Source organism: Roseibium litorale, assembly GCF_014842915.1.
In the GTDB taxonomy this organism is placed as follows: domain Bacteria; phylum Pseudomonadota; class Alphaproteobacteria; order Rhizobiales; family Stappiaceae; genus Roseibium; species Roseibium litorale.
The window spans coordinates 203,546-229,009 of sequence record NZ_JACYXI010000007.1; the positions used below are offsets into that span (position 1 = coordinate 203,546).

At 60.7% G+C, this 25,464-nt stretch carries 24 protein-coding genes; 15 read left to right on the plus strand and 9 right to left on the minus strand.

Features of this window, described 5'->3' with window-relative positions:
- Positions 1–56 precede the first annotated feature (56 nt).
- Together IG616_RS12655 and IG616_RS12660 are read right to left on the minus strand one after the other, a co-directional pair.
- Positions 57–488, minus strand: a complete 432-nt coding sequence (locus IG616_RS12655) for a DUF2946 family protein (RefSeq protein ID WP_192148532.1) — start codon at positions 486–488, stop codon at positions 57–59.
- A 73-nt stretch (positions 489–561) separates the two neighbouring features.
- Positions 562–1,764, minus strand: a complete 1,203-nt coding sequence (locus tag IG616_RS12660) for an APC family permease (RefSeq protein ID WP_343072371.1) — start codon at positions 1,762–1,764, stop codon at positions 562–564.
- A 400-nt stretch (positions 1,765–2,164) separates the two neighbouring features.
- On the opposite strand from IG616_RS12660, the gene IG616_RS12665 reads away from it, so the two are divergent.
- Genes IG616_RS12665 through cobM form a run of 8 tightly spaced genes read left to right on the plus strand, consistent with a single transcriptional unit; the run spans position 2,165 to position 9,065 of the window.
- Positions 2,165–2,425 carry a DUF6732 family protein gene (locus IG616_RS12665; protein WP_209007477.1) on the plus strand — a complete coding sequence of 87 codons (261 nt, stop codon included), beginning with the start codon at positions 2,165–2,167 and terminating at the stop codon, positions 2,423–2,425.
- The gene (locus tag IG616_RS12670; protein WP_192148533.1) at positions 2,425–3,606 is read left to right on the plus strand and encodes a sirohydrochlorin chelatase; all 1,182 of its coding nucleotides are present in this window, start codon (positions 2,425–2,427) and stop codon (positions 3,604–3,606) included. The genes IG616_RS12665 and IG616_RS12670 overlap by 1 nt, the downstream gene beginning before the upstream one ends.
- Complete coding sequence (locus IG616_RS12675) at positions 3,606–4,262, plus strand: precorrin-8X methylmutase (protein WP_192148534.1); 657 nt, start codon at positions 3,606–3,608, stop codon at positions 4,260–4,262. Before IG616_RS12670 ends, IG616_RS12675 begins: the two co-directional genes overlap by 1 nt.
- The gene (locus IG616_RS12680; RefSeq protein WP_192148535.1) at positions 4,255–4,521 is read left to right on the plus strand and encodes a hypothetical protein; all 267 of its coding nucleotides are present in this window, start codon (positions 4,255–4,257) and stop codon (positions 4,519–4,521) included. Before IG616_RS12675 ends, IG616_RS12680 begins: the two co-directional genes overlap by 8 nt.
- A complete protein-coding gene (cbiE, locus tag IG616_RS12685) occupies positions 4,518–5,735 on the plus strand; it encodes a precorrin-6y C5,15-methyltransferase (decarboxylating) subunit CbiE (protein WP_192148536.1) in 1,218 nt (405 codons plus the stop codon). The genes IG616_RS12680 and cbiE overlap by 4 nt, the downstream gene beginning before the upstream one ends.
- A complete protein-coding gene (gene cobI / locus IG616_RS12690; protein ID WP_192148537.1) occupies positions 5,732–6,457 on the plus strand; it encodes a precorrin-2 C(20)-methyltransferase in 726 nt (241 codons plus the stop codon). The genes cbiE and cobI overlap by 4 nt, the downstream gene beginning before the upstream one ends.
- Positions 6,427–8,289: a precorrin-3B C(17)-methyltransferase gene (cobJ, locus tag IG616_RS12695; RefSeq protein ID WP_192148538.1), complete on the plus strand. Its 1,863-nt coding sequence runs from the start codon at positions 6,427–6,429 to the stop codon at positions 8,287–8,289. Before cobI ends, cobJ begins: the two co-directional genes overlap by 31 nt.
- Positions 8,286–9,065, plus strand: a complete 780-nt coding sequence (gene cobM / locus IG616_RS12700; protein ID WP_192148539.1) for a precorrin-4 C(11)-methyltransferase — start codon at positions 8,286–8,288, stop codon at positions 9,063–9,065. The genes cobJ and cobM overlap by 4 nt, the downstream gene beginning before the upstream one ends.
- Before the next feature lie 69 nt (positions 9,066–9,134).
- Here cobM and IG616_RS12705 read toward each other — a convergent pair whose 3' ends face one another.
- The 3 genes from IG616_RS12705 to cobA form a co-directional block, all read right to left on the minus strand.
- On the minus strand, positions 9,135–9,587 hold the full coding sequence (locus tag IG616_RS12705; protein ID WP_192148540.1) for an RcnB family protein: 453 nt from the start codon (positions 9,585–9,587) through the stop codon (positions 9,135–9,137).
- A 97-nt stretch (positions 9,588–9,684) separates the two neighbouring features.
- Complete coding sequence (locus IG616_RS12710; protein WP_192148541.1) at positions 9,685–11,019, minus strand: cobyrinic acid a,c-diamide synthase CobB; 1,335 nt, start codon at positions 11,017–11,019, stop codon at positions 9,685–9,687.
- Positions 11,016–11,879, minus strand: coding sequence for a uroporphyrinogen-III C-methyltransferase (cobA, locus tag IG616_RS12715; RefSeq protein ID WP_192148542.1), 864 nt, complete (start codon positions 11,877–11,879; stop codon positions 11,016–11,018). The genes IG616_RS12710 and cobA overlap by 4 nt, the downstream gene beginning before the upstream one ends.
- 121 nt (positions 11,880–12,000) lie before the next feature.
- On the opposite strand from cobA, the gene IG616_RS12720 reads away from it, so the two are divergent.
- Both IG616_RS12720 and IG616_RS12725 read left to right on the plus strand, forming a co-directional pair.
- Entirely contained in the window at positions 12,001–13,095 is a 1,095-nt protein-coding gene (locus IG616_RS12720; protein ID WP_192148543.1) for a cobalt-precorrin-5B (C(1))-methyltransferase, read from the plus strand.
- Complete coding sequence (locus IG616_RS12725) at positions 13,088–13,855, plus strand: cobalt-precorrin-6A reductase (protein WP_192148544.1); 768 nt, start codon at positions 13,088–13,090, stop codon at positions 13,853–13,855. Before IG616_RS12720 ends, IG616_RS12725 begins: the two co-directional genes overlap by 8 nt.
- On the opposite strand, the gene IG616_RS12730 is transcribed toward IG616_RS12725, so the two are convergent.
- On the minus strand, positions 13,837–14,619 hold the full coding sequence (locus tag IG616_RS12730) for a WecB/TagA/CpsF family glycosyltransferase (protein WP_192148545.1): 783 nt from the start codon (positions 14,617–14,619) through the stop codon (positions 13,837–13,839). The two genes, IG616_RS12725 and IG616_RS12730, sit on opposite strands and share 19 nt — an antisense overlap.
- 50 nt (positions 14,620–14,669) lie before the next feature.
- A complete protein-coding gene (locus IG616_RS12735) occupies positions 14,670–15,272 on the minus strand; it encodes an LbetaH domain-containing protein (RefSeq protein ID WP_192148546.1) in 603 nt (200 codons plus the stop codon).
- 259 nt (positions 15,273–15,531) lie between these two features.
- Here IG616_RS12735 and IG616_RS12740 point away from each other — a divergent pair, with 259 nt between their 5' ends.
- From IG616_RS12740 to IG616_RS12755, 4 genes are all read left to right on the plus strand, one after another.
- A complete protein-coding gene (locus IG616_RS12740) occupies positions 15,532–16,761 on the plus strand; it encodes a glycosyltransferase (RefSeq protein WP_192148547.1) in 1,230 nt (409 codons plus the stop codon).
- A complete protein-coding gene (locus IG616_RS12745) occupies positions 16,758–18,074 on the plus strand; it encodes a glycoside hydrolase family 5 protein (RefSeq protein ID WP_192148548.1) in 1,317 nt (438 codons plus the stop codon). The genes IG616_RS12740 and IG616_RS12745 overlap by 4 nt, the downstream gene beginning before the upstream one ends.
- Positions 18,075–18,166: 92 nt before the next feature.
- Positions 18,167–19,477, plus strand: coding sequence for an O-antigen ligase family protein (locus IG616_RS23355; protein ID WP_192148549.1), 1,311 nt, complete (start codon positions 18,167–18,169; stop codon positions 19,475–19,477).
- A gap of 143 nt (positions 19,478–19,620) precedes the next feature.
- The gene (locus IG616_RS12755) at positions 19,621–21,828 is read left to right on the plus strand and encodes an exopolysaccharide transport family protein (RefSeq protein ID WP_192148550.1); all 2,208 of its coding nucleotides are present in this window, start codon (positions 19,621–19,623) and stop codon (positions 21,826–21,828) included.
- Between the two features lie 6 nt (positions 21,829–21,834).
- Here the strand turns inward: IG616_RS12755 and IG616_RS12760 are convergent, their stop codons facing one another.
- Positions 21,835–23,574, minus strand: a complete 1,740-nt coding sequence (locus IG616_RS12760) for an alpha/beta fold hydrolase (RefSeq protein WP_192148551.1) — start codon at positions 23,572–23,574, stop codon at positions 21,835–21,837.
- Positions 23,575–23,767: 193 nt separating this feature from the next.
- Between IG616_RS12760 and IG616_RS12765 the strand changes: the two genes are divergently transcribed.
- Entirely contained in the window at positions 23,768–24,676 is a 909-nt protein-coding gene (locus IG616_RS12765; RefSeq protein ID WP_192148552.1) for a glycosyltransferase family 2 protein, read from the plus strand.
- On the opposite strand, the gene IG616_RS12770 is transcribed toward IG616_RS12765, so the two are convergent.
- On the minus strand, positions 24,673–25,353 hold the full coding sequence (locus IG616_RS12770; RefSeq protein ID WP_192148553.1) for a polysaccharide deacetylase family protein: 681 nt from the start codon (positions 25,351–25,353) through the stop codon (positions 24,673–24,675). The genes IG616_RS12765 and IG616_RS12770 overlap by 4 nt on opposite strands.
- Positions 25,354–25,464 lie beyond the last annotated feature (111 nt).

A 25,464-nucleotide genomic window follows, 5' to 3' on the forward strand; every position in this document is an offset into this window, starting at 1 on the left:
CGGCCGATGGCCGCCTGCGAGCGCGCGCGTTGAATTTTCGGAAAAAGCTTAGGTGGTCAGAGGACCATCGGAGGCGCCCGCGCCCCGCGGCGGCCGGGTGAACCGCTCTTCAGCGCGAGTTTGACAGGAACAGGCTGATGAACAGCTTGCTCTCTGGGAGGGGAAAGCTCAGGACCAAAGCTGGCAATTGCCGCAAGGCTCGCGACCGCGGCAAAGGCGCAAAGCCCTGAATTTGCATGCGGACCGCTCTTGCCGTCCTTCGCGGGATGCTGGTGCTCCCCGCCTGCTGTTGTCCCATCTGCATTGAGCAGAACAGTCTGCAGGCCTTCAGAGGTACAAAGGACAACCGTAATCCGGCCATCCGGTGTCACATCCGGCATGTAGCCATGGGGGAAAAGCAGGCCAAGCAGCATCGGCAGCAGAAGCAAAATCCTTGCTGCTGCTGTCAGTTCTGTCTTCAGAGCTGAAACAATCCCGTTCCGGCGCATCCCTGCCCCCATTTCGCACAGAGACGTAACCCAATTGCCTGGGACGGGCAATCAGGAACCACCCTTACCTGCCCTATCCGCCTTCCACAGCCTGACCGAAGAGTGTGATCAAAAGGCCTAGAAGCGCGAGCAGGCCGTAAAGAAACGGCAGCAAGGCAGCAGATCCCCGGCTCCGGGCGTAACAAACTGCCAGAGCGGCCTGAAGCAGGTAATAGAGCGCAAAAGCCCGGGAGGCATAATTGATGATGTCGAACACATCTGCCACCCAGGTGAGCCCGATACCGGTGAGCGTGAGCAGCAAATAGCCGCTGCGAGCGGACAGACGATGACCGCTTTGCTCCTCGATCAGTCCGCCAGAACCGGCGGTGTCCGCAATCGCGGCACTGAACTGTGCCGCTAAGGCAGCCGCCACAAGCAGGATTGGCAAAATAGGCGCAACGAACTGCATCATGTCGATGATGGCGGTTTCCGAAGTTCCCAGCTCCGAACGGGGAAAGACGAAGGCGATCAGCAGCATGTAGACGAGATAGATTCCCGTCGAGATGAGCTGAGCCTGACGCATGGAGCGGATGCGGGTGTCTGCCGAATACTCGCCACCAAGATAGCGTGAGGTCTCGAACCCCTGAACGGTGATCAGAAGACCGAAGGCCAGGAACAGAGCATTCCATCCTGTGACATGCGGCGTTTCAAAGACCAGGTCAGCATCCTGAACATGGCGAGCGAAGAAGGCCCCCAGGCCAATGAACAATCCGGCGATAATGGCAAGCTTGAGCGCAACGGAGGTGTATTCCAGACGCTCCAGCGACCTGAAGCCCCGGCCCCAGCCCACGGCGAGAATCAGCAGGAAGACAGCAGATGTCACCAGCTTTGCATGAACGGCTTCCGTTCCCGGAATGAGGTTCACGCCGAAAGATCCAAACAGATTGAGGTAATAGGCAACCGAGATGAAATAGGCAAAAGCCAGTGACCAGGAGGACGCAGTCTCTATGCCGGCCCCGAAAGGGCCGGACGGCACCTTGTCCTCGATTGCCTTGATGTTGAAACGGATCGCAGAGCCGAAGAGCCAGGCCGTTAAACATAGCACAGCCATCATGCCCGGCGCGTAGACCCCATAGTTCCGCGCCAAGATGGGGCCGAGAACGAGAAACCCGCTGCCAATAATCGAGGCGAGCGGAGTAATCACCGCCCGCCAATCCTGGCTGGTTCTGAGGCGCGGCATCAGCAGGAAAATACAGGCGGCCACCATGACCAGCACAATCGAGATGTTCAGAATCACGTCCACTCCGGAGCCGCTCTGCCGCGATTCCGTCCTTTTCTCTGTGTCCCTACCTTATGAGCGCCTTGCATCCGCAATCACAAGCCCCACTCCAAAACACAGCCATCAGCCCTTCACCCAATGGACGAGCCGATTGGAGCTTGATCACATCGGCCCGCTCAACTAGCTTGGCGCCACACAGGACGGCGTCCTCTTGATGGGACTGAAAGCGATTCCGGTGGCGGTTGACCCAAGTCGGGAACCCAGGCCGGAGCTGTCGACGCTCAATACCACCCCGTGACCCCGGCGAGGGATCGCGATGGAATGGTGTATTTTGCGCCGCTTTCTCCCTCAGCCGGGCGCAATCACGACTTTCCGGCAGGCCACTGCCGGTGACGCAGGAATGATGAGGGAGATATCCATGCTCAAAACCGCAGGCACGCTCGTGTCCGTTTCGGCTTGTGCCCTTCTGGCCATGAGCAGTGCGGCTTCGGCCCATCTTGGCCATCTTGGCGAACTGGCTGGTCACTCCCATTGGTCGGGCGCTGCAGCGCTTGCTGGCGCGGTGATCGCAGCGGGCATTCTGGCCGTGAAGGGCCGCAAGAAGACCGCCAAGGCAAAGGAAGAAGCCAGCAGTACGTCTTCTGGCGCTCAAGCTGAAGCCGAAGGGGCAGCAGCGTGATGGGCGAAAAACTCGGCCTGATGATCTGTGGCCATGGCAGCCGCAACAAGGGCGCGGTCAAGCAGTTTGCACAGCTGGCAGAAGCGTTGAAAAAGCGCTTTCCCGACTGGCCGGTGGAATATGGCTATCTGGAATTTGCCAATCCGGTCATTCATGACGGCCTGAACAAGCTGAAGGAACAGGGCTGCACCCATGTGCTGGCCGTTCCGGGCATGCTGTTTGCCGCAGGCCACGCCAAGAACGACATCCCTTCCGTTCTGAACACCTATCAAGCCCAGAACCCCGGCATGAAGATCACCTATGGCCGCGAGCTCGCCGTCGACACCCGCATGGTGCGCGCGGCTGGCGAACGCATTCAGGAAGCCCTAACAGCTGCCGGTGGCGATGTTCCCTTGCACGAAACGCTGCTGATGGTCGTTGGCCGCGGCGCATCCGACCCGGATGCCAACTCCAACGTCATGAAGATCACCCGCCTTCTGTGGGAGGGCATGGGCTTCGGCTGGGCAGAGACGTCCTATTCCGGCGTGACATTTCCGCTTGTGACACCCGGCCTCGAACATGCGGTGAAGCTCGGTTACAAGCGCATTGTCGTCTTCCCGTATTTCCTCTTCACCGGCGTTCTGGTGCAGCGGATCTACTCGGCGACGGACGAGATCGCGGCGAAGTATCCGGACGTCGAGTTTATCAAGGCCGGTTATCTGAACGACCATCCGCAGGTGATCGACACCATGGCCGACCGGGTGCAGGAAATCCTGCAGGGCGCCAATGTGATGAACTGCCAGATGTGCAAATACCGCGAGCAGGTTCTGGGCTTCGAAGCGGAAGTCGGCCTTGCTCAGGAAAGCCATCACCATCATGTGGAAGGCCTAGGCGCGGACGCTGAATGCCAGCTCTGTGACGAGTTCTGCACCGGCGCTTGCGAGGAGAAGGTGCGCGAGGCGGCCCATCACCACCATGATCACGATCATGGACATCATGGTCACTCCCATGATCACGGGCACGGGCATCACCACCACCATGATCACGACCATTCTCATGATCATGGCCACGCGCATGGACATTCTCACGGACACTCGCACGATCATGGACACTCCCATGATGGCGAGCACGGGCACCATCATCACCCTTATCCTCGTGCGGACCATCCCCTAGGCCCCAAGTCGATGAGCAAGAAGCCCTGATGCCGGACACGCCGTCCTATTCCTATGAGCATGACCCGGCTGCGATCTACCGGCAGTCCTTCGCCACGGTGCGTGCGGAGGCCGACCTCGGCCGCCTGCCGGAGGACATGCAGGATGTCGCCATCCGGCTGATCCATGCCTGTGGAATGACGGATATTGTCCAGGATCTGGCCTTTAGCCCGAAAGCAGCGTCCGCCGGCAGGGCAGCTCTTGCCTCCGGCGCTCCGGTGCTGACGGATGTGGAAATGGTGTCCCACGGCATCATCCGCCGCTATGTCATCACCAGTGACGTGATCTGCACCTTGAACGAACCGGAGGTGCCCTCCCTCGCAGCCAGCCTCGGCACCACGCGCTCTGCTGCGGCGGTGGAGTTCTGGAAGCCAAGCCTTGAAGGCGCGGTCGTTGCTATCGGCAATGCACCGACGGCTCTCTTCCATCTGCTGGAAGCCATCGCCAAGGGCGGACCGAAGCCCGCGCTGATCCTGGGCTTTCCCGTGGGGTTCGTGGGCGCTGCGGAATCCAAGCAGGCGCTGGCGGACAACCCTTTTGGTGTTCCTTATATCGTGCTGCATGGCCGCAGAGGCGGATCGGCTCTGGCGGCGGCGGCTGTCAACGCTCTTGCGGCCGGGTTGCCCGAGGAGAAAAGCCGTGGCTGACAAGACCGATCAGCCGGGCCTGAAGTCCAGAGGCAGCAGGCCGGTTCTGCAAAAGCCGGGAACGAAGGAGTTGGCGGCCAAACCGGGTCTGAAATCGCGGGGCATGTTCTCCCACGGCGGCGCTCCTGCAGCCGACGGCACGCCAAAACCCAAAAAGTCGCGCGGGATGCTGACGCATGGCACAGAGGTCAATTCCGGCCAGGCCAAGACGCTGGACACCCCAAAGCCGCGTCGTCCCTACTCTCTGGGGGAAGAATGACCCCTCCCTGGCTCACGCTCATTGGCATTGGTGAAGATGGTGCCCTCGGCCCAGCGGCGCGCGAAGCGCTGAATGCTGCTGCGGTGGTTTACGGCAGTCCGAGGCATTTCGAACTGGCAGGCGGTTTCCCAGGCGAAGCCCGGTCCTGGCCCAGCCCCTTTTCCAGGGTCTATGAAACCCTCAAGGCGCTTGAAGGCACCTCGACCGCAGTCCTCGCCACCGGCGATCCTCAGTGGTACGGCATCGGCGCGTCACTTGCGCGCCACCTTCCGCCGGAGAGCATGCGCGTGCTCCCCTCGCCTTCCGCATTTCAGCTGGCCGCAGCGCGGCTGCACTGGCCCCTGCAGGACGTCGAGTGCCTGTCCATCCACGGCAGACCTGTCGAGACGCTGAATGGCTTTCTTCATCCCGGCCGCAGAATCATTGCGCTGACCAGCAACGGCGAAACCCCGGCGCAGGCGGCCACGCTTTTGACCCGCGCCGGTTTCGGCCCCTCCCGGCTCTGGGTGCTGGAGCATATGGGCGGCGAACATGAGCAGGTTCTTGAAGGCACGGCCGAAAGCTGGCCGGCGGCCCGTACCGCCGACTTCAACACGCTCGCCATAGAGCTTGCCGCCAAACCCGGCGCAGCCATCTTCAGCCGCACGCCCGGCCTGCCGGATGAGGCCTTCCGTCATGATGGCAAGATGACCAAGCGCGAAGTCCGCGCGGTGACCCTTGCCGCACTTTCCCCCCGCCCCGGTGAATTGCTGTGGGACGTGGGCTCGGGCAGCGGTTCCATCGGCATCGAATGGATGCGCGCTGCTTCTGGTGCAAAGGCCATCGGGCTGGAACCTCACGCTGAGCGCCGCGCCGTTGCTGCCGAAAACGCGCTTGCTCTCGGTACACCCGGGCTTGAGCTGCGTAACAGCGCTGCGCCGGAAGGGCTTGAAGGCCTCCCAGCGCCTGACGCCATCTTCATCGGTGGCGGATTGACCTCGGAGGGTACAGTCGAGACCTGTTTCAACGCCTTGCGTTCCGGTGGCCGTCTGGTCGCCAACGCCGTGACGCTGGAAGGCGAAGCGGTGCTCCTGAAGGCCTGGCAGACCTATGGCGGCGATCTCTCCCGCATATCCGTCCAGCGGGCAGATCCGGTCGGTGGACTGACCGGCTGGCGCCCCATGATGCCGGTTACCCAGTGGGTCTTGATCAAGAAGGACACCCAAACTCCATGAGCGGCACCCTTTATGGCATCGGCCTTGGCCCCGGAGACCCCGAGCTTATGACGCTGAAGGCGCACCGGCTGATTTCTTCTGCCCGTGTCATCGCCTATCCCGCCCCCGACACCGGCCCGAGTTTTGCCCGGTCCATCGCCGCAAGATATCTGCCTGAGACTGTCCGCGAGATCCCGATCATCGTCCCCATGCGCGTGGAGCGGTTTCCCGCGCAGGAGATCTATGACAAGGCTGCGGAAGAAATCGCGGCCGTTCTGGAAAGCGGTAAAGACGTGATCACCCTGTGCGAGGGCGATCCGTTCTTCTATGGCTCGTTCATGTATCTGTTCGAGCGGTTGTCGGGCCATTTCCCTTGCGAGATCGTGCCGGGCGTCACCTCGCTCACCGCCTGCGCGGCCCAGTTGCTGCGCCCCCTCACCAGCCGGATGGATATCCTGACCGTCATTCCCGGGCCGCTGCCTGATGAAGACATCCGCACCCGCATCGAAACCGCCCAGTCTCTGGCGATCATGAAGGTCGGCCGGCATCTGCCGCGCCTCAAGGCGCTTCTCGCGGAGATGGGGCTCCTGGATCAGGCTGGTTATGTCGAACGGGCCAGCCTTCCGGACCAGAAAGTCAGCCGTCTGGCCGATGTGCCGGACGGACCCGCACCGTATTTTTCCATGATCCTAATCTACAAGGGAGATGAAGCGTGGACGCTTCCCCCATCGTTCTCGTCCTGAATTCCGCAGGCCTTCATACCGCCCGCCGCATTGAGGCAAGCCTGCCGCAGGCTTCCATCCATGGCCTTGCCGGGCGCATCCGGGAAGCCGACACGCTGTTCGATGAAACCATCGCGCATATCCGCCTGCTGTTCAGCGCCGGACACCCGATCATTGGCGTCTGTGCCAGCGGCATCCTGATCCGGGCCCTTGCGCCGCTCCTGACCGACAAGCGCAACGAGCCGCCTGTTCTGGCCGTCTCCGAAGATGGCGCCAGCATCGTGCCGCTGCTCGGCGGACACCGGGGTGCAAATGATCTTGCCCGGCAGCTGGGTCAGGCTCTGCGCGGCCATGCGGCTGTAACCACCGCAGGCGACACCGCCCTTGGCATTACGCTGGATGCTCCACCCAAGGGCTGGAGCCTTGCCAATCCGCAGGACGCCAAGCCGGTCATGGCCGAACTTCTATCCGGCGCTGCCGTCACCATTGAAGGGGATGCCCCCTGGCTGAGCGACGCAAAACTGCCGGTCTCCGAAACTGCTCCGATCACCCTCACGGTAACCGACGCTCCGGTTCAGGGCTCCCCGACACGCCTCGTGTTCCACCCGCGCCGCCATGTGGTGGGCGTTGGCTGCGCAAGGGGATGCGCACCGCAGGAACTGATCGATCTGGTGGACGCATGCCTGACAGAGGCAGGTATCACCAAGGGCGCAGTTGCGGCTGTTGCGAGCGTGGATCTCAAGGCTGATGAGCCTGCCATGGAAGCGCTGGCCCGGCATCTCGGCGTGCCGTTCCGCGTCTTCCCGGCAAGCCGTCTTGAAGAGGAAACCCCACGCCTCAAGAACCCGTCTGAGGTGGTGTTTGCGGAAGTCGGCTGCCACGGTGTTTGCGAAGGGGCAGCTCTCGCCGCCGTGGGCAGCGACGGCATTCTGCTTCAGGACAAGCGCAAGACCGCCAATGCGACCGCCGCCATTGCGCAGGCGCCCCAGCCGCTGGATCCAAACCTGATGGGCCGGGCACGGGGGCACCTCTCCGTCATTGGCATTGGTCCGGGAGCAGACGAATGGCGTACGCCCCAGGCGACCCGGCTTTTGTCCGAGGCTGAAGATGTTGTCGGTTACTCGCTCTATCTCGACATCGTCGCTCCTCATATCAACGGCAAAACCCACCACAATTTCCCGCTCGGTGAAGAGCAGGAACGGGTGCGCTTTGCGCTGGAGCGGGCTGGGGAAGGCCACAATGTCGCGCTGGTCTGCTCGGGCGACGCGGGCATCTATGCCATGGGCGCTCTCGTCTATGAACTGCTCGACCGCAGCCCGGAAAACGGCGGCGTGTCGGATGCGGCCCGCCGGGTGAGCATTCTCAACGCACCGGGCATCTCCGCTCTGCAGGCTGCCTCTGCCCGCATTGGTGCGCCGCTCGGCCATGACTTCTGCGCCATCTCGCTCTCTGACCTGCTGACGCCGTGGGAGTCCATCGAAAAGCGCCTGCATGCGGCTGCCGAAGGCGATTTCGTCATCGCCTTCTACAACCCGGTCTCCAAACGCCGCCGCACCCAGCTTGCCACGGCCCGCGAGATCCTGTTGAAGCACCGGCCAGCGGATACGCCCGTGGTGCTTGGGGTCAATCTGGGCCGCCCGGAAGAGACCGTGCGCGTGACGACCCTTGAAGCCCTGACCGTAGACGAGGTCGATATGCTGACCACGGTCCTTGTCGGCTCCTCCAACAGCCGGGCCGTGCTGCGCGGCGACGGCAAGCCCTTCGTCTACACCCCTCGCGGCTATGCCAAGCGGATTGATGCACCAGAACCGGCAACAGCCCCCCAAACGACACTTGCAGGAGAAACCGCATGACCGTCCATTTCATTGGTGCCGGTCCCGGCGATCCGGATCTCATCACCGTGCGCGGGTTGCGGCTGATTCAGTCCTGCCCGGTCTGCCTTTATGCAGGCTCGCTTGTGCCCGAACAGATCGTGGCCGCAGCGCCGGAAGGCGCGCGCGTCATTGATACCGCACCGCTAACCTTGGACGAGATCATCGCGGAAATCGTCGCGGCTCATGAAGCAGGACAGGATGTGGCCCGCGTTCATTCCGGCGATCCGTCCATATATGGCGCAACGGCAGAGCAGATGCGACGCCTCGATGCGCTGGGTATTGACTATGACGTCACCCCCGGCGTTCCGGCCTTTGCTGCGGCAGCCGCAGCGCTGAAGACCGAGCTGACCATTCCGGAAGTGGCTCAAACGATCATCGTCACCCGCACATCCATTCAAAGCTCGGCAATGCCGAACAACGAGGATCTGGTAACCCTCGGCAAGAGCGGCGCGACACTGGCAATCCACCTGTCTGTCCGGAACCTGCGCGAGATCGAACGCCAGCTCACCCCGCTTTATGGCGCCGACTGCCCGGTCATCGTCGCCTTCCGCGTCGGCTGGCCGGACGAGGCCTTCATCCATGGCACCCTGTCAGATATTGCCGAGAAGGTCCGCAAGGCAAAGCTCACCCGCACGGCGCTGATTTTCGTGGGCCGCGCTCTGAAGCCGGACAAGGACTTCCGCGACAGCGCGCTTTATGACGCTGATCATGTCCATGTTCTGCGGCCAAAGAAAAAGGCCAAGGCAGGCGAATAATGAGAAGGCCAGACCGGTTTCACGGTCTGGCCTTCTCATTTCAGTGCCTTGTCTAATCAGCTCCGGAAATCAGCGGGTTGCGCTGATGATCGCCGAGACGATTCCCGTGCTGATCGCCACGAGGACGTAATCGTTGTTGTGGCGAACCCACTTGTAGCCTTTGGGCGGCTGCTTCAGGTGATGCTTCTTGTAGTCGACGGGCGCCCCGCGGAACTTTTTTGGCATGGTTCCGCCCGTCCGCTTCCAATCTGCCGCAGCAGCGTGAGAGGCGGGCTTCTTCATCTTTTGCTGCGCTTCGACCTTCTGCTGCTTCTTCAGCTTTTCGCCGGACAGCTTGCCTGCAGGCTTGGATGCATGGGCTTTCTGCTCGCCCTGCTGCTTTTGGTGTTGCTGCTTCTTTTTCTTCAGCAACAGCTCTTCCTGCGTCGGCTTGTCCTTGGCGGCAGCAATCGACGGAGCGCCTGCCAGGCTTGCGGAGACGCAAACCGCCAGCATCGCCGCGGCGGCACGAGACCAAATCATTCTTTTCATAAAATCCACTCTCACTAAACGCCCCTGTGCTTTAACGTTTAGAGCGGCCTATTCGGGCGGCAAGGCTGGCAGGAAGATATCCTGCGCCCTATCGAGCACCGGCGCGAGCGGCGATCAGATGCGCGAAAGATCCTGCTGTTCTGCCGTTGCGCAGCCCCATGTCCGGCAAGACCGTCCCTTCCGCATCCTCGGCGGAAAACAGCCGTCCGCTTCCCCGTTCGGACAAAACCGAGGCGTAGTGGAATTCATGGGCCGCCACCTGCAGCCCCTTTTTCCAGCCGCTGACGGGCAACGCCTCAAGGAGGCTAACCTCCCTGTAGCCAAGATGGCGCTTTCGGGCGGCAAAGCTCGTTTCCAGGGGCAGAAGACCCAGCATCCGGTGGCGTGTTCCATCGCCATCGACCAGGCCCTCGCCCAACGTCATGTAGCCACCACACTCACCATAGATGAATGTCCCCTGCTCTGCGGCCACCAGAAGGCTATTGCGAAAGCGGTCATTGGCAGCAAGCCGCCCAGCATGCAGCTCCGGATATCCGCCGGGAAGAAAAATAGCGTCAGCGTCCGGTGAGGCGGCCTCATCCGCAAGCGGTGAAAAGAAGCTGATTTCGACCCCGGCCCTGCGCCAGCCCTCCAGCACATGAGGATAGGCAAAGGCAAACGCCACGTCCGAGGCAACGGCAATTCTTTGCCCAAATGGCGGCAGCAAAGGCCCACCGGAAAGCTTAGCTTGATTGAGTGGTGCGGCCAATCCTGCAATGGCATCCAGATCGGCATGGGCTTCCAGATGCTCTGCTGCCTGATCCAGAAACCCGGCAAGCCCCGTGTGTTCGCCTGCCTGCACCAGCCCCAGATGGCGCTCTGGCAGAACAAGCTCAGTCAGACGCGGCAAGGCGCCGACGACAGGAATGCCAAGCGGAGCCAAGGCTTTACGCAGCATGGCCTCGTGCCGGGCGCTGCCCACCTTGTTGAGCAGAACACCAGCAATCGAAACATCCGTCCGGAATGAGGCAAAACCGGACACGAGAGCTGCAACGGATTGGGCCTGCTTCGCGCAGTCGACGACAAGAACCACGGGTAGACCGAGACAAGCCGCGAGGTCCGCCGCAGAGCCGCGCCCGTTGGCCGCCCCGTCGAAGAGACCCATAGCCGCTTCCACGGCAAGCAGATCTGCGCCTAGCATCTGCGAGGCGGCCAAAGACCGGATCTGGTCAGCGTCCATCGCCCAGGCATCCAGATTGACGCAAGGCAGACCGCTGGCGGCTTCATGAAATTTCGGATCGATATAATCCGGGCCGGATTTTGCGGAAGCGACACAGACACCGCTGTTGCGCAGGGCTCTGAGAACCGCCAGCGTTAGGGTCGTCTTGCCCGCCCCGGAGGATGGTGCTGCGATCATCAGCCCCCGTGGGCCTGGTGGGGTCATCCGAGGTCCTGCACCTTGTTGCGCCCAAGCTGGAGTGGATCTGCGTCCAGAATGCGCCCCTCCATCGCTCCCAGCCAGTCAAGGCCGGAGCGGAGGCGCACCACTTCGCCCACGCAGACAATTGCCGGAGGCTCAAGCCCGGCCGCTTCCGCCTCTTCGGCGCAACGGCCAAGCGTCGTCTCCAGAACCTTTTGCCCGGCTAAGGAAGCGTTGCACACAATGCCCACAGGCTCGTCCACAGACCGTCCACCGGCAATGAGTTTGCCGGCGATCGCGGAAAGATGCTTCATCGCCATATACATGACGATCACAGGTGACCCCTTTGCGATACCGTCCCAGTTAACCGCGTCCGGCGTCAGCCCGGTCTGGTCATGGCCCGTCAGGAAGGTCACGGCCTGATTGGTATCACGATGTGTTGCGGGAATACCGGCATAGGCCAAACCACCGATCCCGGCAGTGATACCTGGAATAACGCGGAAAGGCACCCCGGCTCCGACCAGCCCCAAAGCCTCCTCGCCCCCCCTGCCGAAGACAAAGGGATCCCCTCCCTTGAGACGCAGCACACGTTTCCCGGCACGGGCGTATTCGATCAGCTTCAGCGTGATATCGCGCTGTTTCGGGCTGGGCTTACCGCCACGCTTACCGGCATAGTCAACGACGGCACCCGGCTTCACCCATTGGAGAATCGTCTGATCGACAAGCGCGTCATAGACGACGACATCCGCCTGACGCAGGCCGTTCAGGGCGTGAAGGGTCAGCAGCCCGGGATCACCCGGCCCGGCACCGGCCAGCCAGACCCAGCCCGGTTCGAAAACCGGCAGCCGGGACGCGAGATCTGGAAAAAAAGCTTCGCTGTTCATCCGTTCTTTCTAGTCCGCAGAACGCCGGAGGCCAAGCTTCACGGCATCCTGCCGCTTATCTTCCTTGTGCGCAGGTGCAAATGGGTCGCAGATCTCCGGAGTTTCGCGGTATAAGCCGAGCATGACTGGGGAAGCACCACGAGAGCTGAGACGCGGCTGGACGACCGGGGCCTGTGCCACCGGCGCGGCTAAGGCCGCCTTTCATGCGCTTGTTACAGGTGACTTTCCCGACCCTGTGACCATCACCTTGCCGAAGGGCGGTGAGACGGCTTTTGCTCTGGCCCGGCACGAACTGTCCGCAAGCAGCGCCAGCGCCTCCATCATCAAGGATGCAGGCGACGATCCCGACGTGACCCATGGCGCGATGGTCAGCGCAAGTGTTCGTCTGCTGCCGAAAGGCGAAGGCGTCCAGTTCCGGGCGGGACCGGGCGTTGGAACAGTGACACGAGCGGGCCTGCCGGTTCACCCCGGCGAACCAGCCATCAATCCAGTGCCCCGGCAAATGATGCAAACCGCCATTGCGGAGGTCTGCCAGGAAACCGGCGCACCGGGCGACGTGGAAATCACCGTCTCCATCGAGGACGGCGAAGCCCTCGCACTCAAGACACTGAACGGGCGGCTCGGCATCGTCGGCGGCCTGTCGGTGCTCGGCACCACGGGTATCGTGCGCCCGTTTTCCTGTGCCGCCTGGATTGCGTCCATTCACCGGGGCATCGACGTGGCACGGGCGGCAGGGCTCACGCATGTGGCCGCCGCAACCGGCTCCACCTCTGAAGACGCGATCCGCGCCCGCTACGATCTGGAAGACGCCGCCTATCTGGACATGGGTGACTTTGCAGGCGGTCTGCTGAAGTACCTGCGCGCCCACCCTTTGCCCCGGCTCACATTGGCTGGCGGCTTTGCAAAATTCACCAAGCTGGCCCAAGGCGCGATGGATCTGCATTCCGCCCGCAGCAGGGTCGACTTTGAGTTCCTGTCCCGGTTGCTGGAAGAGACGGGCGCGTCCGCATCTCTGATCGACAAGAGCCGGAGCGCAAACACCGCCAAGGAAGTCCTGGACCTCTCTCTTGGAGAAAGGATCGACCTCAGCACGCCGCTGGCCCTTAAGACCCGCCAAGCCGTGCGGACGCTCTTGCGCGATGCTCCCATCTCCCTGGAGGTCATGATCGTTGACCGCGCCGGAAAGGTGACCGGGGAAAGCGGCTGGGATGAGTGAACGCCCCAAAATCCTCGTTCTGGCCGGAACCCCGGAAGCACGGAGCCTGCTCCGGGAATTAGCCGGCCGAATGCCCCACCTGGATATTCTTGCATCCTTTGCTGGTGCTGTTCAGGATCTGCCTGGAATCGACGTCCCTGTCAGGGTCGGCGGCTTTGGTGGCGCTGACGGGTTAAGCACCTTTTTGAAAGGCGAGCAGATCAGCTGCCTTGTGGATGCCACCCATCCCTTTGCGCAGGTTATCAGCGCTCATGCCGCCGCAGCGGCCCGGCAGGCAAGTGTCCCCTTGCTGAGGCTCGAAAGGCCGGCCTGGGAGCCAAACCCTGAGGACCAATGGATTGCGGCCGCCTCGCTTGATGAGGCTGCCAGCCTCCTCCCCGAAGGCTCAAAACCCTTGATCGCAGCAGGACGGAAGGAAATCGGCCGCTTCACCCATCGGGGGGATCTTTCCGCGGTGGTGCGGATGATCGAGCCTCCCGGCACCGTCTTGCCCGGCAGCTGGCACCTGATTCTCGAAAAGCCCAGCGCAGAGACCGCAGAGGAAAAGAAGCTGCTCAGCGACCACGGCATCACCCATGTTGTGTCAAAGAACAGCGGCGGCCGAATGTCCTATGCAAAGATTGCTGCCGCGGCGGCGCTTGGCCTTCCCGTTGTCATGGTGCAAAGGCCTGAGCTTGCACCAGCCAGAACGTTCTCTTCAGTGGAGGCAATTCTAGAAGAACTGAAGCAGATGCCTCAGCTTCAAGCTGCCGGCTGCTGAGTTTTCTTCAGACGCCGCACCGCCCAGAGAAATTTCGGAATTCCGATCACATAACGGCGGAACAGGCGCCTTGGCTCCTGAGCAAGCCGGAACAGCCATTCAAGACCGAGGGCGCGCATCCAGTCCGGTGCGCGCAGGATTGTCCCGGACATGAAATCCAGCAAGGCGCCGACGCCAATGGTGACGGTTACCCCCAGCCTGTCCCGATTGGCAACGATGAACTGCTCCTGCCGCGGGTTTCCCATCGCCACCAGCAGAAGGTCCGGTTGAACCGCGGATATAGCCTTGCAGACCACATCCGTTTCGTCCGCCCCGAAATAACCGTTCCGCATCCCCACCACCGTGTGAAGCGGATAGGTTTCGCTTATATGCCGCGCGGCCAGCCTAAGCTGTTCTTCCTTCGCCCCCAGCAGATAGATACGCAGCGGTACACCGATCTTGCCGAGCAGCTGAGGAACAAAATCCGTTCCATTCAAGTTCGCAGGAAATCCTCTGCCGGACAGCCATCTTGCCGCAATCTCGATCCCGATGCCGTCGTTCAGCAGCGTCATCGACCTGAGTACCGTTTCATACTCGGGCGTTTCAAGCGCAGTCAGCGCAGTATGCGCGTTGCAGATGGCGATATCCGTGCGGCGATGATCCAGAACCGCAGAGCGTACCAGGTTCAAAGCCTCCGGCAGGTCCAGGCGCAATATCTCCAGAGACCCGAAGCGGAAACTGCCGTCCCTGATAGAATGATCTGCTTCCACGCTCTTCACTGCCATACCTGTATCGCTTGCCGGAAGACTCATTCGGCCCAATGATGATGGCCGCCCTAGCGCTCCACCGGTTCCCGCCAGCCGCGCATCGGAACGTCGGTCCGCTCGAATTTCCTGCGCTCCTTGATTTCCCGCGCCGGGTTCCCCGCATAGACCGTCCAGGGCTTGAGATCCTTGACCGCGACGCCGTGGGTCCCGAGAACAGCTCCATCACCCACCGTCACACCTGGCCCAACGAAGGCGTCCGCCGTGATCCAGGCATAGTCACCGATGGTGACCGGCGAGGTCATTAGTTGAAAGAATTCCCCATTGATGTCGTGAGTGCCGGTGCAGATATGCGCCCTCTTGGAAACCACAGCATATTTGCCGATCGTGATCCGCGCCATACAGTAGATGTCCGCGTGATCAGCAATCGCAGCAAAATCCTCAAGGACAAGGTTCCCCGGATACCAGATCCTGGCGGACGGGGCGACATAGACTCCCTTTCCGACTTTGGCACCGAATAGCCGCAGCAGGAACCTGCGCCAGCCGTGGAAGGGCTGCGTCCAGGACGCCAGCAGGCTCCAGACAAGCCCCCAGACCAGGCGCAGGACACGATGACGCCAGCCAAACCTGGGTTCGCTTTCAAAAACTCTTCCGGTTCCCACTGACACGTTCATCCCTTTCGATATCCCCCTCTCGGCGCTTCCAGAGAACCCGGTGGCTTTTATCGCTCAGCCATCCGGAAAAATGCGGGCCTTCATCCTTTTTTGAGAGGGAATGGTGGATCTTGAGTGAACAAACCGTCCTTACGTCATTTTTTTGTTTGTGAGGCCGTTTGGGATTTTGCGCCGGAGGCCGGCAGCATCCCAACCAGTGCTGGGTTATCCCGGTACAGACGGACCGCACATTAGAGACTCCCCGGAGAGAAGCCTTTCAATGAACCCGCTTGACCGGACCGGCAATCACGCAGAACCTCACATTCTTCATCTCAGCGCCGACTACCCCAACCCGTACAGGAACCGGACAACAACAGCTATCGAGCGGCTTGTGATCAGTGCCGTGAGGGAAAACGGCGGCATCGGCGACCATGTGGTGATGTCTCTCAACCGCACGAGCCTGCCCTGGAAGACCCATTTCATCGATTGCGGCGAACGTGACGGCGTACGCGTGTTTGCCTACCGCTATTTCGGCCTGCCCATGGGAATTGGCCTGGCGGGCACCATGCGCCGGGTCGCACGCAAGATCGCCAAGGTTCTAAATGCCGAGGGCTGGCAGCCTGACCTGATCCATGCCCACAAGTTCGCGTTTGAGGGAATCGCAGGTCTTGAGCTTTGTGAAACCTATGGCGGCACGCCCCGCTTCTTTGTTTCAGTGCGGGGAGAATCCGAGCGCAACGTCCTGTTGTTCAAGCCCAATTACCGGCCCCTTTTGCGGCGGATCGCGGAACGGGCAGACATGATCTATCATGTCTCCGCCTGGTTCCGCGCTGCCTTCCACGAGCATATTCCCGAACAACCGGCCAAGGAGCGACTTCTACCGAATATCGTCGGCAACACGGCGCCTGAACTGCCTTCAATGCCTCCAAACGGGCGGTTTGCGACCGTCCTGCACCTGAACCTGCGCAAGCGGAAAGGTCTCAACGATCTGCTCAAGGGCTTCGCCATTTTCCATGAGGCAAATCCGGACGTCTGCCTTGATATCATTGGTCCCGGGGACGACGAGACCGTTGCGGCAGTCATCAAGGAGATTGACGAGCTGGATCTGGCCGCAAGCGTCAAGCTTCTGGGGGGAATGGACGGCAAAACGCTCTTTGAGCACCTGCCCCACTACATTGCGCTTGCTCTGCCAAGCCATCAGGAGACCTTCGGCATGGTCTACCTTGAGGCCCTCTTTGCGGGTATCCCTATCCTTTACAGCCGGGACACCGGCATCGATGGTTATCTTGACGGGGTCAATGCCGGGGTGGGCGTCGAAGCGGGCAACGCCGAAGACATCGCTTCTGCATTGGAAAAACTCTACCGCGACAACGCGGCCTACCGGAGTTCCATCGCGGCATCTGGCAGGCTTCTGCATGACCGGTTCGATCCGGAGGCAATCACATCGGGATACCGGAAAGATGTCGCAAGGGTTTGCGGATCAGCGCTACATGAGGGGACGAAATCATGAAGCGGGGAAGCACTGCGAAGATCATCTTGGGGCTGACCGCGCTTGCCACTGCCGCCTGCCTCGCCTTCTTCTTCATTGCCCTGCGCCCGCAGGTGATGCTTCAAGCAAGCGCCGCCAATACAGATCAGCAATTGCAGGTTCCCCACTTCCGCCGCGGGATCAATCTGCCGCGGCTCCTGAGTTTCGCTTACCGCGATCCCGCCAAGCCCGGCGCCTATCTCTGGCCGCCTTTTCAAGGCGGAATGTCGCGGTTTTCCGACGATGAGTTGAAACAGCTGACCGGACTTGGGTTCGATTTCGTCCGGCTTCCGGTTGATGCCGGGCCTTTCCTGGCCGCTTCCGAACCGGACCGGCGGTTGCTGCTCGACGACATGCGCGCATGGGTGCTGCGGCTGCTGGACAACAATCTGACCGTCATGGTCGACATGCATCCGGCGACCTACGCCTCCATCTGGCGGCCGGAAGATATCCTGAAAGACCCTGAGGGGCCTGCTTTCGCCGCCTATCAAGGCCTGTTGCGCGATGTCGCCCGGCGGATCAAGGATCTGCCTGCGGACAAGATCGCCCTGGAGTTGATGAACGAACCGCAGCCGCGATGCGTCAGAGAGAGCGGTGAAGACTGGACAGTCACGCAACGGCGGCTTTACGACACGGTGCGTGAGGCCGCGCCTGATCTGCCGCTTGTGCTGACCGGTGGCTGCTGGTCCTCGATCGACGGGCTGGCGACGCTTGACCCCGCCGGATATGACAGCCGCACACTGTACGACATTCATTTCTACGAGCCGCACTTCTTCACTCATCAGTCCCTGATCTGGGCATCTCCTCCTGCCCGTTATATTGCAGGGCTCAGCTATCCCTGGACCAACGGATCCGTGGAACGCACGGAGCAACTGACCAAGGCCCATCTGGACCAGTTGGCAAAATCGGGACACGCTCAACCTGACAACGCCTTCGCCCAGGCTGCTAAGGAGATCCGCTCATACTACGGCCGCAAACGGCCGGATAAGGCCACCATGGGCAGCAGATTCAAGGTCATTTCCGATTGGGCTGAAAGGTACGGGCTGTCACATTCCCGGATCGTCATCGGTGAGTTCGGGGCGGCAAGGATTCCGGACTATATTCCGGACGATAGCAGCCGGATTGCCTGGTACCGGGATCTCCGGCTGACGGCTGAGGAAAACGGTTTCGGCTGGGCGCTCTGGGATGATCACGCCGGTTTTGGGATCCTGACGGGCAACGGCAACACCGAAATCGACAGGCAGGTTGTGGAAGCCTTGGGGCTGAATGCCGCCGGTCTGCCGCAGTCGCGGTAGCGGTTCCAGACAGACCGCAGCGGCATGTTAGGCTATAGGAATGATTCGCCGGCAGCCTGTGCCGGATCATCCATCGCCCAGGAGCCTGGCGGGTGACAGATCAAAGACTGACATTGGACCAGACAGCTGGCGGTTCCAAACGGGATCTGGCCGGATTTGTTCTGAGCTGGCTGCCAACACTGATGTTCGCTTATGCGATCCTGATAGCACCCATGATGATGCGGACCTCGGGCGGAGTGGATGACGGTGACATCAATATCGCCGCGTCAAAATCAAACGCACTGAATCAGCTTTTCTGGCTCGGTCTTTTCAGTCTCGCGCTCCTGGCTTCCCTAAAGCGCCTGAACCGTCTTCCCGCCGTTTTGCTGCACCCGGTCGTGCTGGCGATTTTTGCCTATCTCGCCTTTTCCGGTCTTACCGTTTTCTGGTCTCCTGTGCCCGGCATTGCCTTCCGCCGGCTCGTGCTCCAGGTCATTCTTCTCTTGTGCTTCATCCTGTCCATTGGATTGGGAGACAGCCGGGAAGCTACGCTGAACCGTATGCTTGCTCTCGTGGTCCTGACCGTTGCCGTGAACTGTCTGGCTGTCGTGCTGATCCCGCCGACGCCGATCGGCTACGCCGGCATATATCCGCAGAAGAACGGCCTCGGGGCGGTCATGGCCTTTGTCATTCTGACCTGCCTCTATGGCATTACGGTCAAGAAAGGCCTGACCCGTTTTATTCTACTGGGAACAACCGGAGTTGCCTTCATCCTTCTGGTGATCAGTCAGTCCAAAACCTCTCTCGGACTCACGGTGCTGATCCCCCTCGTGGTCTATGTGTTTGTCGGACTGGCCTATCACTTGCGCGTCAACGCTTTCGTGCTCTTCCTGCTTCTGGCATCCACAGGGCTTGTGCTGGCAGCATTTTTGTCTGCTCTCACCGGCTTCGGCCTGGATGAACTGTCGATGGTGCTATTCCACGACACCACATTTACCGGACGGACGGTTATCTGGGACTTCGTTCTGGACGTGATTTCACGGTCCTGGCTGGGGGGGCAAGGCTATTCGTCCTTCTGGGGTGCGGGCGTGGACTCCATCGTTTTCCGTGAGGCTCCCAGCTTTGTGTCCCTGCTGCTACAGGCGCATAATGGCTATCTGGACGTTCTGGTGGAAACCGGTGTCATCGGGTTCTCTATCCTGATGGTGCTCATTCTTCTGGCGTTACGCTCAGCAACCCAGCTCGTGCAAACAGACCGGCAGACAACGCGCCTTTGCCTGATGCTGATCCTGTTTGTCATCTGTCACAATCTTCTGGAAAGCAGCTGGTTCCGGAGCTTTTCGCAAATCTGGATGCTCTTCATCTTTGCGGCGCTTCTTCCACTTCTGCCTTCCGGAAAGGCCCCAGGTGACCAGAAGCCGTGAAATGGCCGCTTTTGAGGCACTGTGTTAGCAGTTCCCTAACCATAAACGGACTAAGAAAAGGTCTTTGATACGCGTCCCGGATTTTAAGGCCAAAGCTCGTGGAGACTTCTTCAACCACTCCCCGCAAAGGGAATCAGAACCTGTTGGATGCCCTTGAACTTCTTGGCATTCTCCGGGCAAGGTTGAAGTTCATACTGCTGACTGCCGTCGTTTTCGTCGCCCTCAGCGCGGCCATTTCCTTGATTCTGACACCGGTTTTCACTGCGACGACGGCTGTGCTCGTCGACCCGACAGTCCAGCAGCCTTTTGACACTCAGCAGCAGTCCCGCAATCCCCTGGTCGACAGCCTGGCAATCGACAGCCAGGTCGCTGTAATCCGGTCCGCCGCGATCCTGCGTCCCGTCATCAGCTCCGAAAATCTTGTGAACGACCCGGAGTTCGGGACTGGTGGCACCTCCGGACTGGTTGGAATGATCCTGAAGGCGCTGCGTCCGGGACCAGAAGCCGCAGGTCAGCAGGCAGAGGATAAAACTCTGAAGGCCCTTGCGGAAGCCACCACGGTCAAACGGGACGGGCAGACTTTCATTCTCACGATAGCGGTGGACTCCAAAGACCCGGCGAAAGCCGCCCGCCTGTCCCGTGCCATTGCGGACAGCTACCTGAGCGATCAAAGACGGCAGCTTGAGAATGCGTCCAACCACGTCACGAGCCAGATTGACGACAGGCTCATCGGCTTGCGCGAACGTCTGAGACTGGCTGAGGATAAGGTTCAGGAGTTCCGGGCGAAGAACAATCTTCAGGTTGCTGGAGAAGGCGGTCTCATCACCGAACAGGATCTGGCCGGCGTCAACACAAGCCTGATCGAAGCCCGCGCTGCCCTTGCGGCCGCAGAAGCAAAGAACGCCGAAATACAAAGACTTCTGCGCCAGGGCGTCGACGCGGAATCCATCAGCGACGCAGTCAATTCGCCGACGATTTCACGGCTGCGCGAGCAATATACCGAAGCGGCACGCAACGCCGCAAACTTGTCTGCCGATCTGCTGCCGTCCCACCCGACGCTGGTGCGGGCACGCTCCCAGCTTTCTCAGATCCAGCAGCTCATCCGCGATGAGGTCGCCCGGATTGGAGAATCCTCAAAGATCGAGCTCAAGGTTGCGAAAGATCGCGTCGCCAACCTGCAGAGGCAACTGGAAAGCACAAGAACGCTGAACAATGCGGACGATGCTGCCCGGATCCGTTTGAGAGAGCTGGAAACAGAAGCTGTCGCCACACGCACGCTTTACGAAAACGTTCTGGCCCGTTCCAAGCAGATTTCCGAACTTGATCAGGTTGTCATACCCGACGCACGCATCATTTCCCCTGCCGTGACGCCCGAAAGCCCAACCTGGCCGAAAAAGAAGCTTATTGTCGCTTTGTCTGCCGTTCTTGGCCTTCTCGTTGGCGCGTGCATTGCCATAGCAGGAACCGCGTTCCGGCTATTGAAGGCCCGGCTCCTTGTGGAAGAGGCCGAAGAAGTTCCTCCAGCGCAAGCGCAGAGTGGGTCAACCCAGCCATCCCCCTCTCTGCCTCAAACTTCCGTCCCCGGACAATCGGCCAGAAAGTTGCCGGGCCGGTCTCCGCGCAACCAGCGCCTTGCCTCCTCTCTGACCACGCTGAGCCATATTCCCCGCCTCGCGAACATGGCCTCCCGGCAAGACAGCGTTATCAGGCAAGGCGAGGAAGTCGAGGCCATCCGCCAGGCTCTCGATCTGTTCTACGCGGATCAGGCAGCCGGAAAAGACACAGAGTTCGGGCTGGCAATCGAAAAAATCCACGAGCGCATTGATCAGCTGGCAGAAGACAGTGATGCACGCGTGGCTCTGCTGACTTCTTCGGCAACCGGCCAAGGACAGACAATGTCTGCCTTTGCCATCGCCTTCGCAGGCGCTTGCCGCGGACTGAAGGTGCTGCTGGTTGATGCTGACCCCTTGCAGAGGGATCTCACCCGGGGACTGGACGGCACACCATCCCGGCGGCAGCAACCATTGGCCAACCGGGTTCGGGAAGACCGGGAGCTCGGTCTGTCCTTTGTGTCCCTCATTGCAGGTCAACCGCGCCACAAGCCCTTCGAACTGAGTGGGCAGGCAACCCGCGAGCTGGCAGATATAGCGCGGGACCATGACCTGACAGTCATCGACGGGCCGCTTCTGCGCGACCTCTCCAGCGATGCCCCTCTCATCGCTGTTTCCGATTTGATCCTGGTGTCCCTCGCCGAAGAGACACAAAAAACCATCGCCGCGCAGGAGTTGGCTGATACGCTCGACAAATTGTCTGGCGACCGTCCGCACGCCCTCCTGATCACGGGCAGCTGATACGGTTCAACGTTTGGCAGCGCCGAATCTGCCTGCGAACTCCAAAAGCTTCTCCGTGACGTCTGCCCTTGCCGGTAGAGGACTGAGATTGTGATCTGCCTCCGGGACCTTGGAGAAAGTCACATTCGGATAGGCTGAGAGTCCCGAAGCATCCGGACCGAACCAATCGGCGATTTCAAGAAGCCCACGGTCGCCTTCGCTATACACGAGAGCCACCGGCACATTCCGCTCCGCCAGCGTCTTCAACCGGGCGGAGACCACGCTTTTGAGGCGATGGTGACGGGAGAGGCGCCCGAGAAGCGGTGAAAGCTTCCTGTCGGCAGCGGTGGCGAGAGCGGCCGTCACCTTCCGGACCGCAGTAGAAACCGTAAGCTCTCCAGAAAGCAGCCGCTTGAACTGCTTCGGATCTGTCATCTTGCTGCGGTAGGTATCGAGGGTCTGAATGGGTTCCCGGATGGCCTGATCGACATCCTCATCCGGATCCCACACCAGCTTGCGGGAGTTGACCAGAAAGGCCCCCTCAATACGTTCATCGAGGCCAGCCGACACAAAGGCCTGGTAGGCGCCGCTGCATCGCCCCGAAATCAGAACATGCGCGTCTCCCAAACGCTCTTTCATCCAGTCGATAGCACAGCGGACATCATCACTCTGCCGGGTCGAATAGAGAACCTGCTCGCCTTGACCGGGCCAGTAGGGTGTCTCACCGATCCCCGCAAGGTCCATCCGCAGGACGGCATATCCGCGGGAAGCCATCTCGCGGGCAAGATCGACCGTGTATCTGCCCCAGCCGCAGGAATGGTCATAGCCAGCATTGAGGACCAGAATGGCTGTCCGGGCGGGAGCTGACGCCGGCTCTGTAAGCACGCAGAAAAACATGCCGCCAGGACCAAATCTGTGCTGGCTTTCCCGGTAGTCTGGTGTTTCCAGAACTGCTGGCACATCCGGCAGCTTCGTACCGGCAGAAGCATCCGCGTCCTGCGGGAAGTGCTCGCAGATCCAGGAGACAACCGCCTTGATTGGCCCCGTGGGAAGCCGCGAGAGCGTCGGGTTGGAGATGTAGTCGACATAGCCCTCGAAAGCACTGAGGTCGACCTGCCCGCCACCAGCGGCAAGATGCTCGGCCAGCTTCACATCGGCAGGGTTGCCCGGGCGTCCGACGACCAGACTTCTTTCGACCTTCGGCGCCTCGCTTTTCAGCAGATTGAGCCCCTTGATTTCAGTAAGGGTCTCCGCCGAGAGAACGAAGCCGCCAGCCATCATCCCGCCTTCCGGCCCATCGGAGGATCGCACGAGGAAAGTCGGCTGGGTCATGGCCGTCCAGGCCGCGATCTCTCTCAAATGCGCCCGGCCCTGCGACACGCCTCCGAGATAAACAACGCCGGCAACATGCCGCTTGCGGGCCAGTTCGCCTGCAAAGAGACCGCCAAGGCCTTGACCGATCAGAATGACCCTGGAGGCAGATGAAAGCGTGATGAGCTGATCAAGGGCTGCCTCGGCAGCCTTTTGCCAAGCCTCGATATCCCGGATCGCATCGCTGGCCAGAGCCGAGTGGCAGGTTCCCGGAAAATCGAACCGCAGACAGGGATATCCGGCTTCCGCGAGCTTTTCTCCCATGATCCGGAAGGTCTTGCGCGAACAGAGCTCTTCATAGGCCCATGGACTGAGCATGAGAACGGCGGTTGACCCCTTAGCGGCATGATACATACCGGCGAGACCATCAAAGAAGATTGGGCAGGCAACTGACACTTTAGGGTCCTGGATCACGACACGAAGATCCCGGCAGCAGCAGAAGGGCTCAAACCGGATCCCAAGTGTGGATAGCGCTGAAATCAGCTCGGGGAAACAATCAACAGCAAAAATCCTATCCTTCCTTTAATCTTGCTTCAAAGGTGCGGGGACATAGTGCGGGCATCCGGAACCAGGAAGGAGCGCAGGATCCTTGGAACGTGTCACGATCGCCATCGCCAGCATCGGCCGGCCCAGCATGGCGGAAACGCTTCGCTCGCTTGCCAGCATCAAAAAGGTACCGGGCAAGACCCTTTCTGTTCTGATCGCGGATGACTCACCAGATGGCGCTGCAACCCGGCTTGTTGCCGGTCTCCGCCTGCCTGGGCTCGACGTTACCTGTCTTGCGGTCGCGTCAGGCAATATCTCGGTGGCCCGGAACGCTCTGCTTGATGAGACCACAGGCGAGTGGATCGTTTTCGTCGATGATGATGAGTGGGTCGAAGCCGATTGGCTTGAGCGGCTGTTTGCTTGCCAGCAAGAGTATTCTGCCGATGTCGTGATCGGTCCGGTGCATCCGGTTTATCCAGACCACGCTCCGGCTTGGCTCGTCCGCGCCAACCCGCTTTATGCGGATTGGGGGCACAGGGGAAAACGGCTTCTGACTGGAAGAGGCGGCAATACGCTCGCGAACATGACGTTCATCCGCCAATATGGTCTGCGTTTCGATCCGGAACTTGGGAGATCGGGCGGGGAGGACACGGCCTTTTTCGCCGAGGCCGCCACCTGCGGCGCGATCATCGTCGCGACAGACGACGCCATTGCCCGCGAGCATGTGCCTGAGGAGCGGCTGGATCCCGCTTATATCCTGCGGCGCGGCATCCGCTCCGGCCAGTCTTATGCGAACTCCCGCAAGGCTGATAATCCCGGCCTGCAATGGCGGCTCTTGTTTGGTGGCGATGCGTTGATCAAATGCGCCGTTGCGTTCACGCTTGCCTTGGTGTTCAGACCGTTCGACCGGGCCCGTTCCTTCCGCATGCAACAGAAACTGGCCCTGAACTTCGGCAAGATCCGCTCCGTTCTGAACCTGCCTCTGGCCCAGCTCTACGCGCCCCGCCCCTAAATCCGGTAACGAAGCCGCCGGAGTTGCGCATAGGCCGTGCCTTTCAGGATCTGTTTGAAAGACATGCGCGGCGGCAAATCCCGTTCCGGCGAGAAGTCCTGCTGCACTGACCAGCGCGGACGGAACCAGGCGTCCCGGTACCCCATTCCCGAAGTGCTGGTTGAAACCTGAGAATAGCCTGCAGCCTTCAGGCTGGACAGGACAAGCGGATCAAAGGCTCCGAAAGGAATGGCCGCGGTCAGAACAGGGACGCCAGCCTCATCCTCGATCCTACGGCGCGCGTCGTGGAACTCCCGTTGCCGACCAGCCTCGTCAAGTTTGGTCCAGTCGATATGATCCCAGCCATGGCTGCCGATCTTCATTCCGCTTGCCACCATCTCGCGGATCTGTTCGCCGTTTAAGTATCCCTGCTGCCCGATCCGGCCCGCCAGAACAAAGAACTCACCACTTCGCCCCGCATCCAGAAGTGCCGGAACACCGGCTTCGTAGTCCGACAGGTTGCCATCATCGAAGGTCACCACCACACGGCATCCTGATTGCTGTTCCAGCTTGTCTAGGCAGGCAATCGTTCGCCGATAGGTTTCGACAGGGACAAAATACCGCCCCTCCCCTTCGCTCAAGGGAACGATTGGCTCCCCTATGCCGTGAAAGGTGATGGCAAGATTTGTGGTCAGCATGAAAAGGTCCTGAAAAAGGCTTGGCTCCCAATTCCAGGCACTCTGCCATGAAAAGTTCAACGGATAATGAGCGGAACCGCTCGCCAGGACGTCAATGAAATTAACCCCGGC

Bases quoted from the DNA above. Each gene is read 5' to 3' on its own strand.
- IG616_RS12655 (WP_192148532.1), bottom strand. From the start codon at position 488: ATGCGCCGGAACGGGATTGTTTCAGCTCTGAAGACAGAACTGACAGCA.
- IG616_RS12665 (WP_209007477.1), top strand. From the start codon at position 2,165: ATGCTCAAAACCGCAGGCACGCTCGTGTCCGTTTCGGCTTGTGCCCTT.
- IG616_RS12670 (WP_192148533.1), top strand. From the start codon at position 2,425: ATGGGCGAAAAACTCGGCCTGATGATCTGTGGCCATGGCAGCCGCAAC.
- IG616_RS12675 (WP_192148534.1), top strand. From the start codon at position 3,606: ATGCCGGACACGCCGTCCTATTCCTATGAGCATGACCCGGCTGCGATC.
- cbiE (WP_192148536.1), top strand. From the start codon at position 4,518: ATGACCCCTCCCTGGCTCACGCTCATTGGCATTGGTGAAGATGGTGCC.
- cobI (WP_192148537.1), top strand. From the start codon at position 5,732: ATGAGCGGCACCCTTTATGGCATCGGCCTTGGCCCCGGAGACCCCGAG.
- cobM (WP_192148539.1), top strand. From the start codon at position 8,286: ATGACCGTCCATTTCATTGGTGCCGGTCCCGGCGATCCGGATCTCATC.
- IG616_RS12705 (WP_192148540.1), bottom strand. From the start codon at position 9,587: ATGATTTGGTCTCGTGCCGCCGCGGCGATGCTGGCGGTTTGCGTCTCC.
- IG616_RS12710 (WP_192148541.1), bottom strand. From the start codon at position 11,019: ATGACCCCACCAGGCCCACGGGGGCTGATGATCGCAGCACCATCCTCC.
- cobA (WP_192148542.1), bottom strand. From the start codon at position 11,879: ATGAACAGCGAAGCTTTTTTTCCAGATCTCGCGTCCCGGCTGCCGGTT.
- IG616_RS12720 (WP_192148543.1), top strand. From the start codon at position 12,001: ATGACTGGGGAAGCACCACGAGAGCTGAGACGCGGCTGGACGACCGGG.
- IG616_RS12725 (WP_192148544.1), top strand. From the start codon at position 13,088: ATGAGTGAACGCCCCAAAATCCTCGTTCTGGCCGGAACCCCGGAAGCA.
- IG616_RS12730 (WP_192148545.1), bottom strand. From the start codon at position 14,619: ATGGCAGTGAAGAGCGTGGAAGCAGATCATTCTATCAGGGACGGCAGT.
- IG616_RS12735 (WP_192148546.1), bottom strand. From the start codon at position 15,272: ATGAACGTGTCAGTGGGAACCGGAAGAGTTTTTGAAAGCGAACCCAGG.
- IG616_RS12740 (WP_192148547.1), top strand. From the start codon at position 15,532: ATGAACCCGCTTGACCGGACCGGCAATCACGCAGAACCTCACATTCTT.
- IG616_RS12745 (WP_192148548.1), top strand. From the start codon at position 16,758: ATGAAGCGGGGAAGCACTGCGAAGATCATCTTGGGGCTGACCGCGCTT.
- IG616_RS12770 (WP_192148553.1), bottom strand. From the start codon at position 25,353: ATGCTGACCACAAATCTTGCCATCACCTTTCACGGCATAGGGGAGCCA.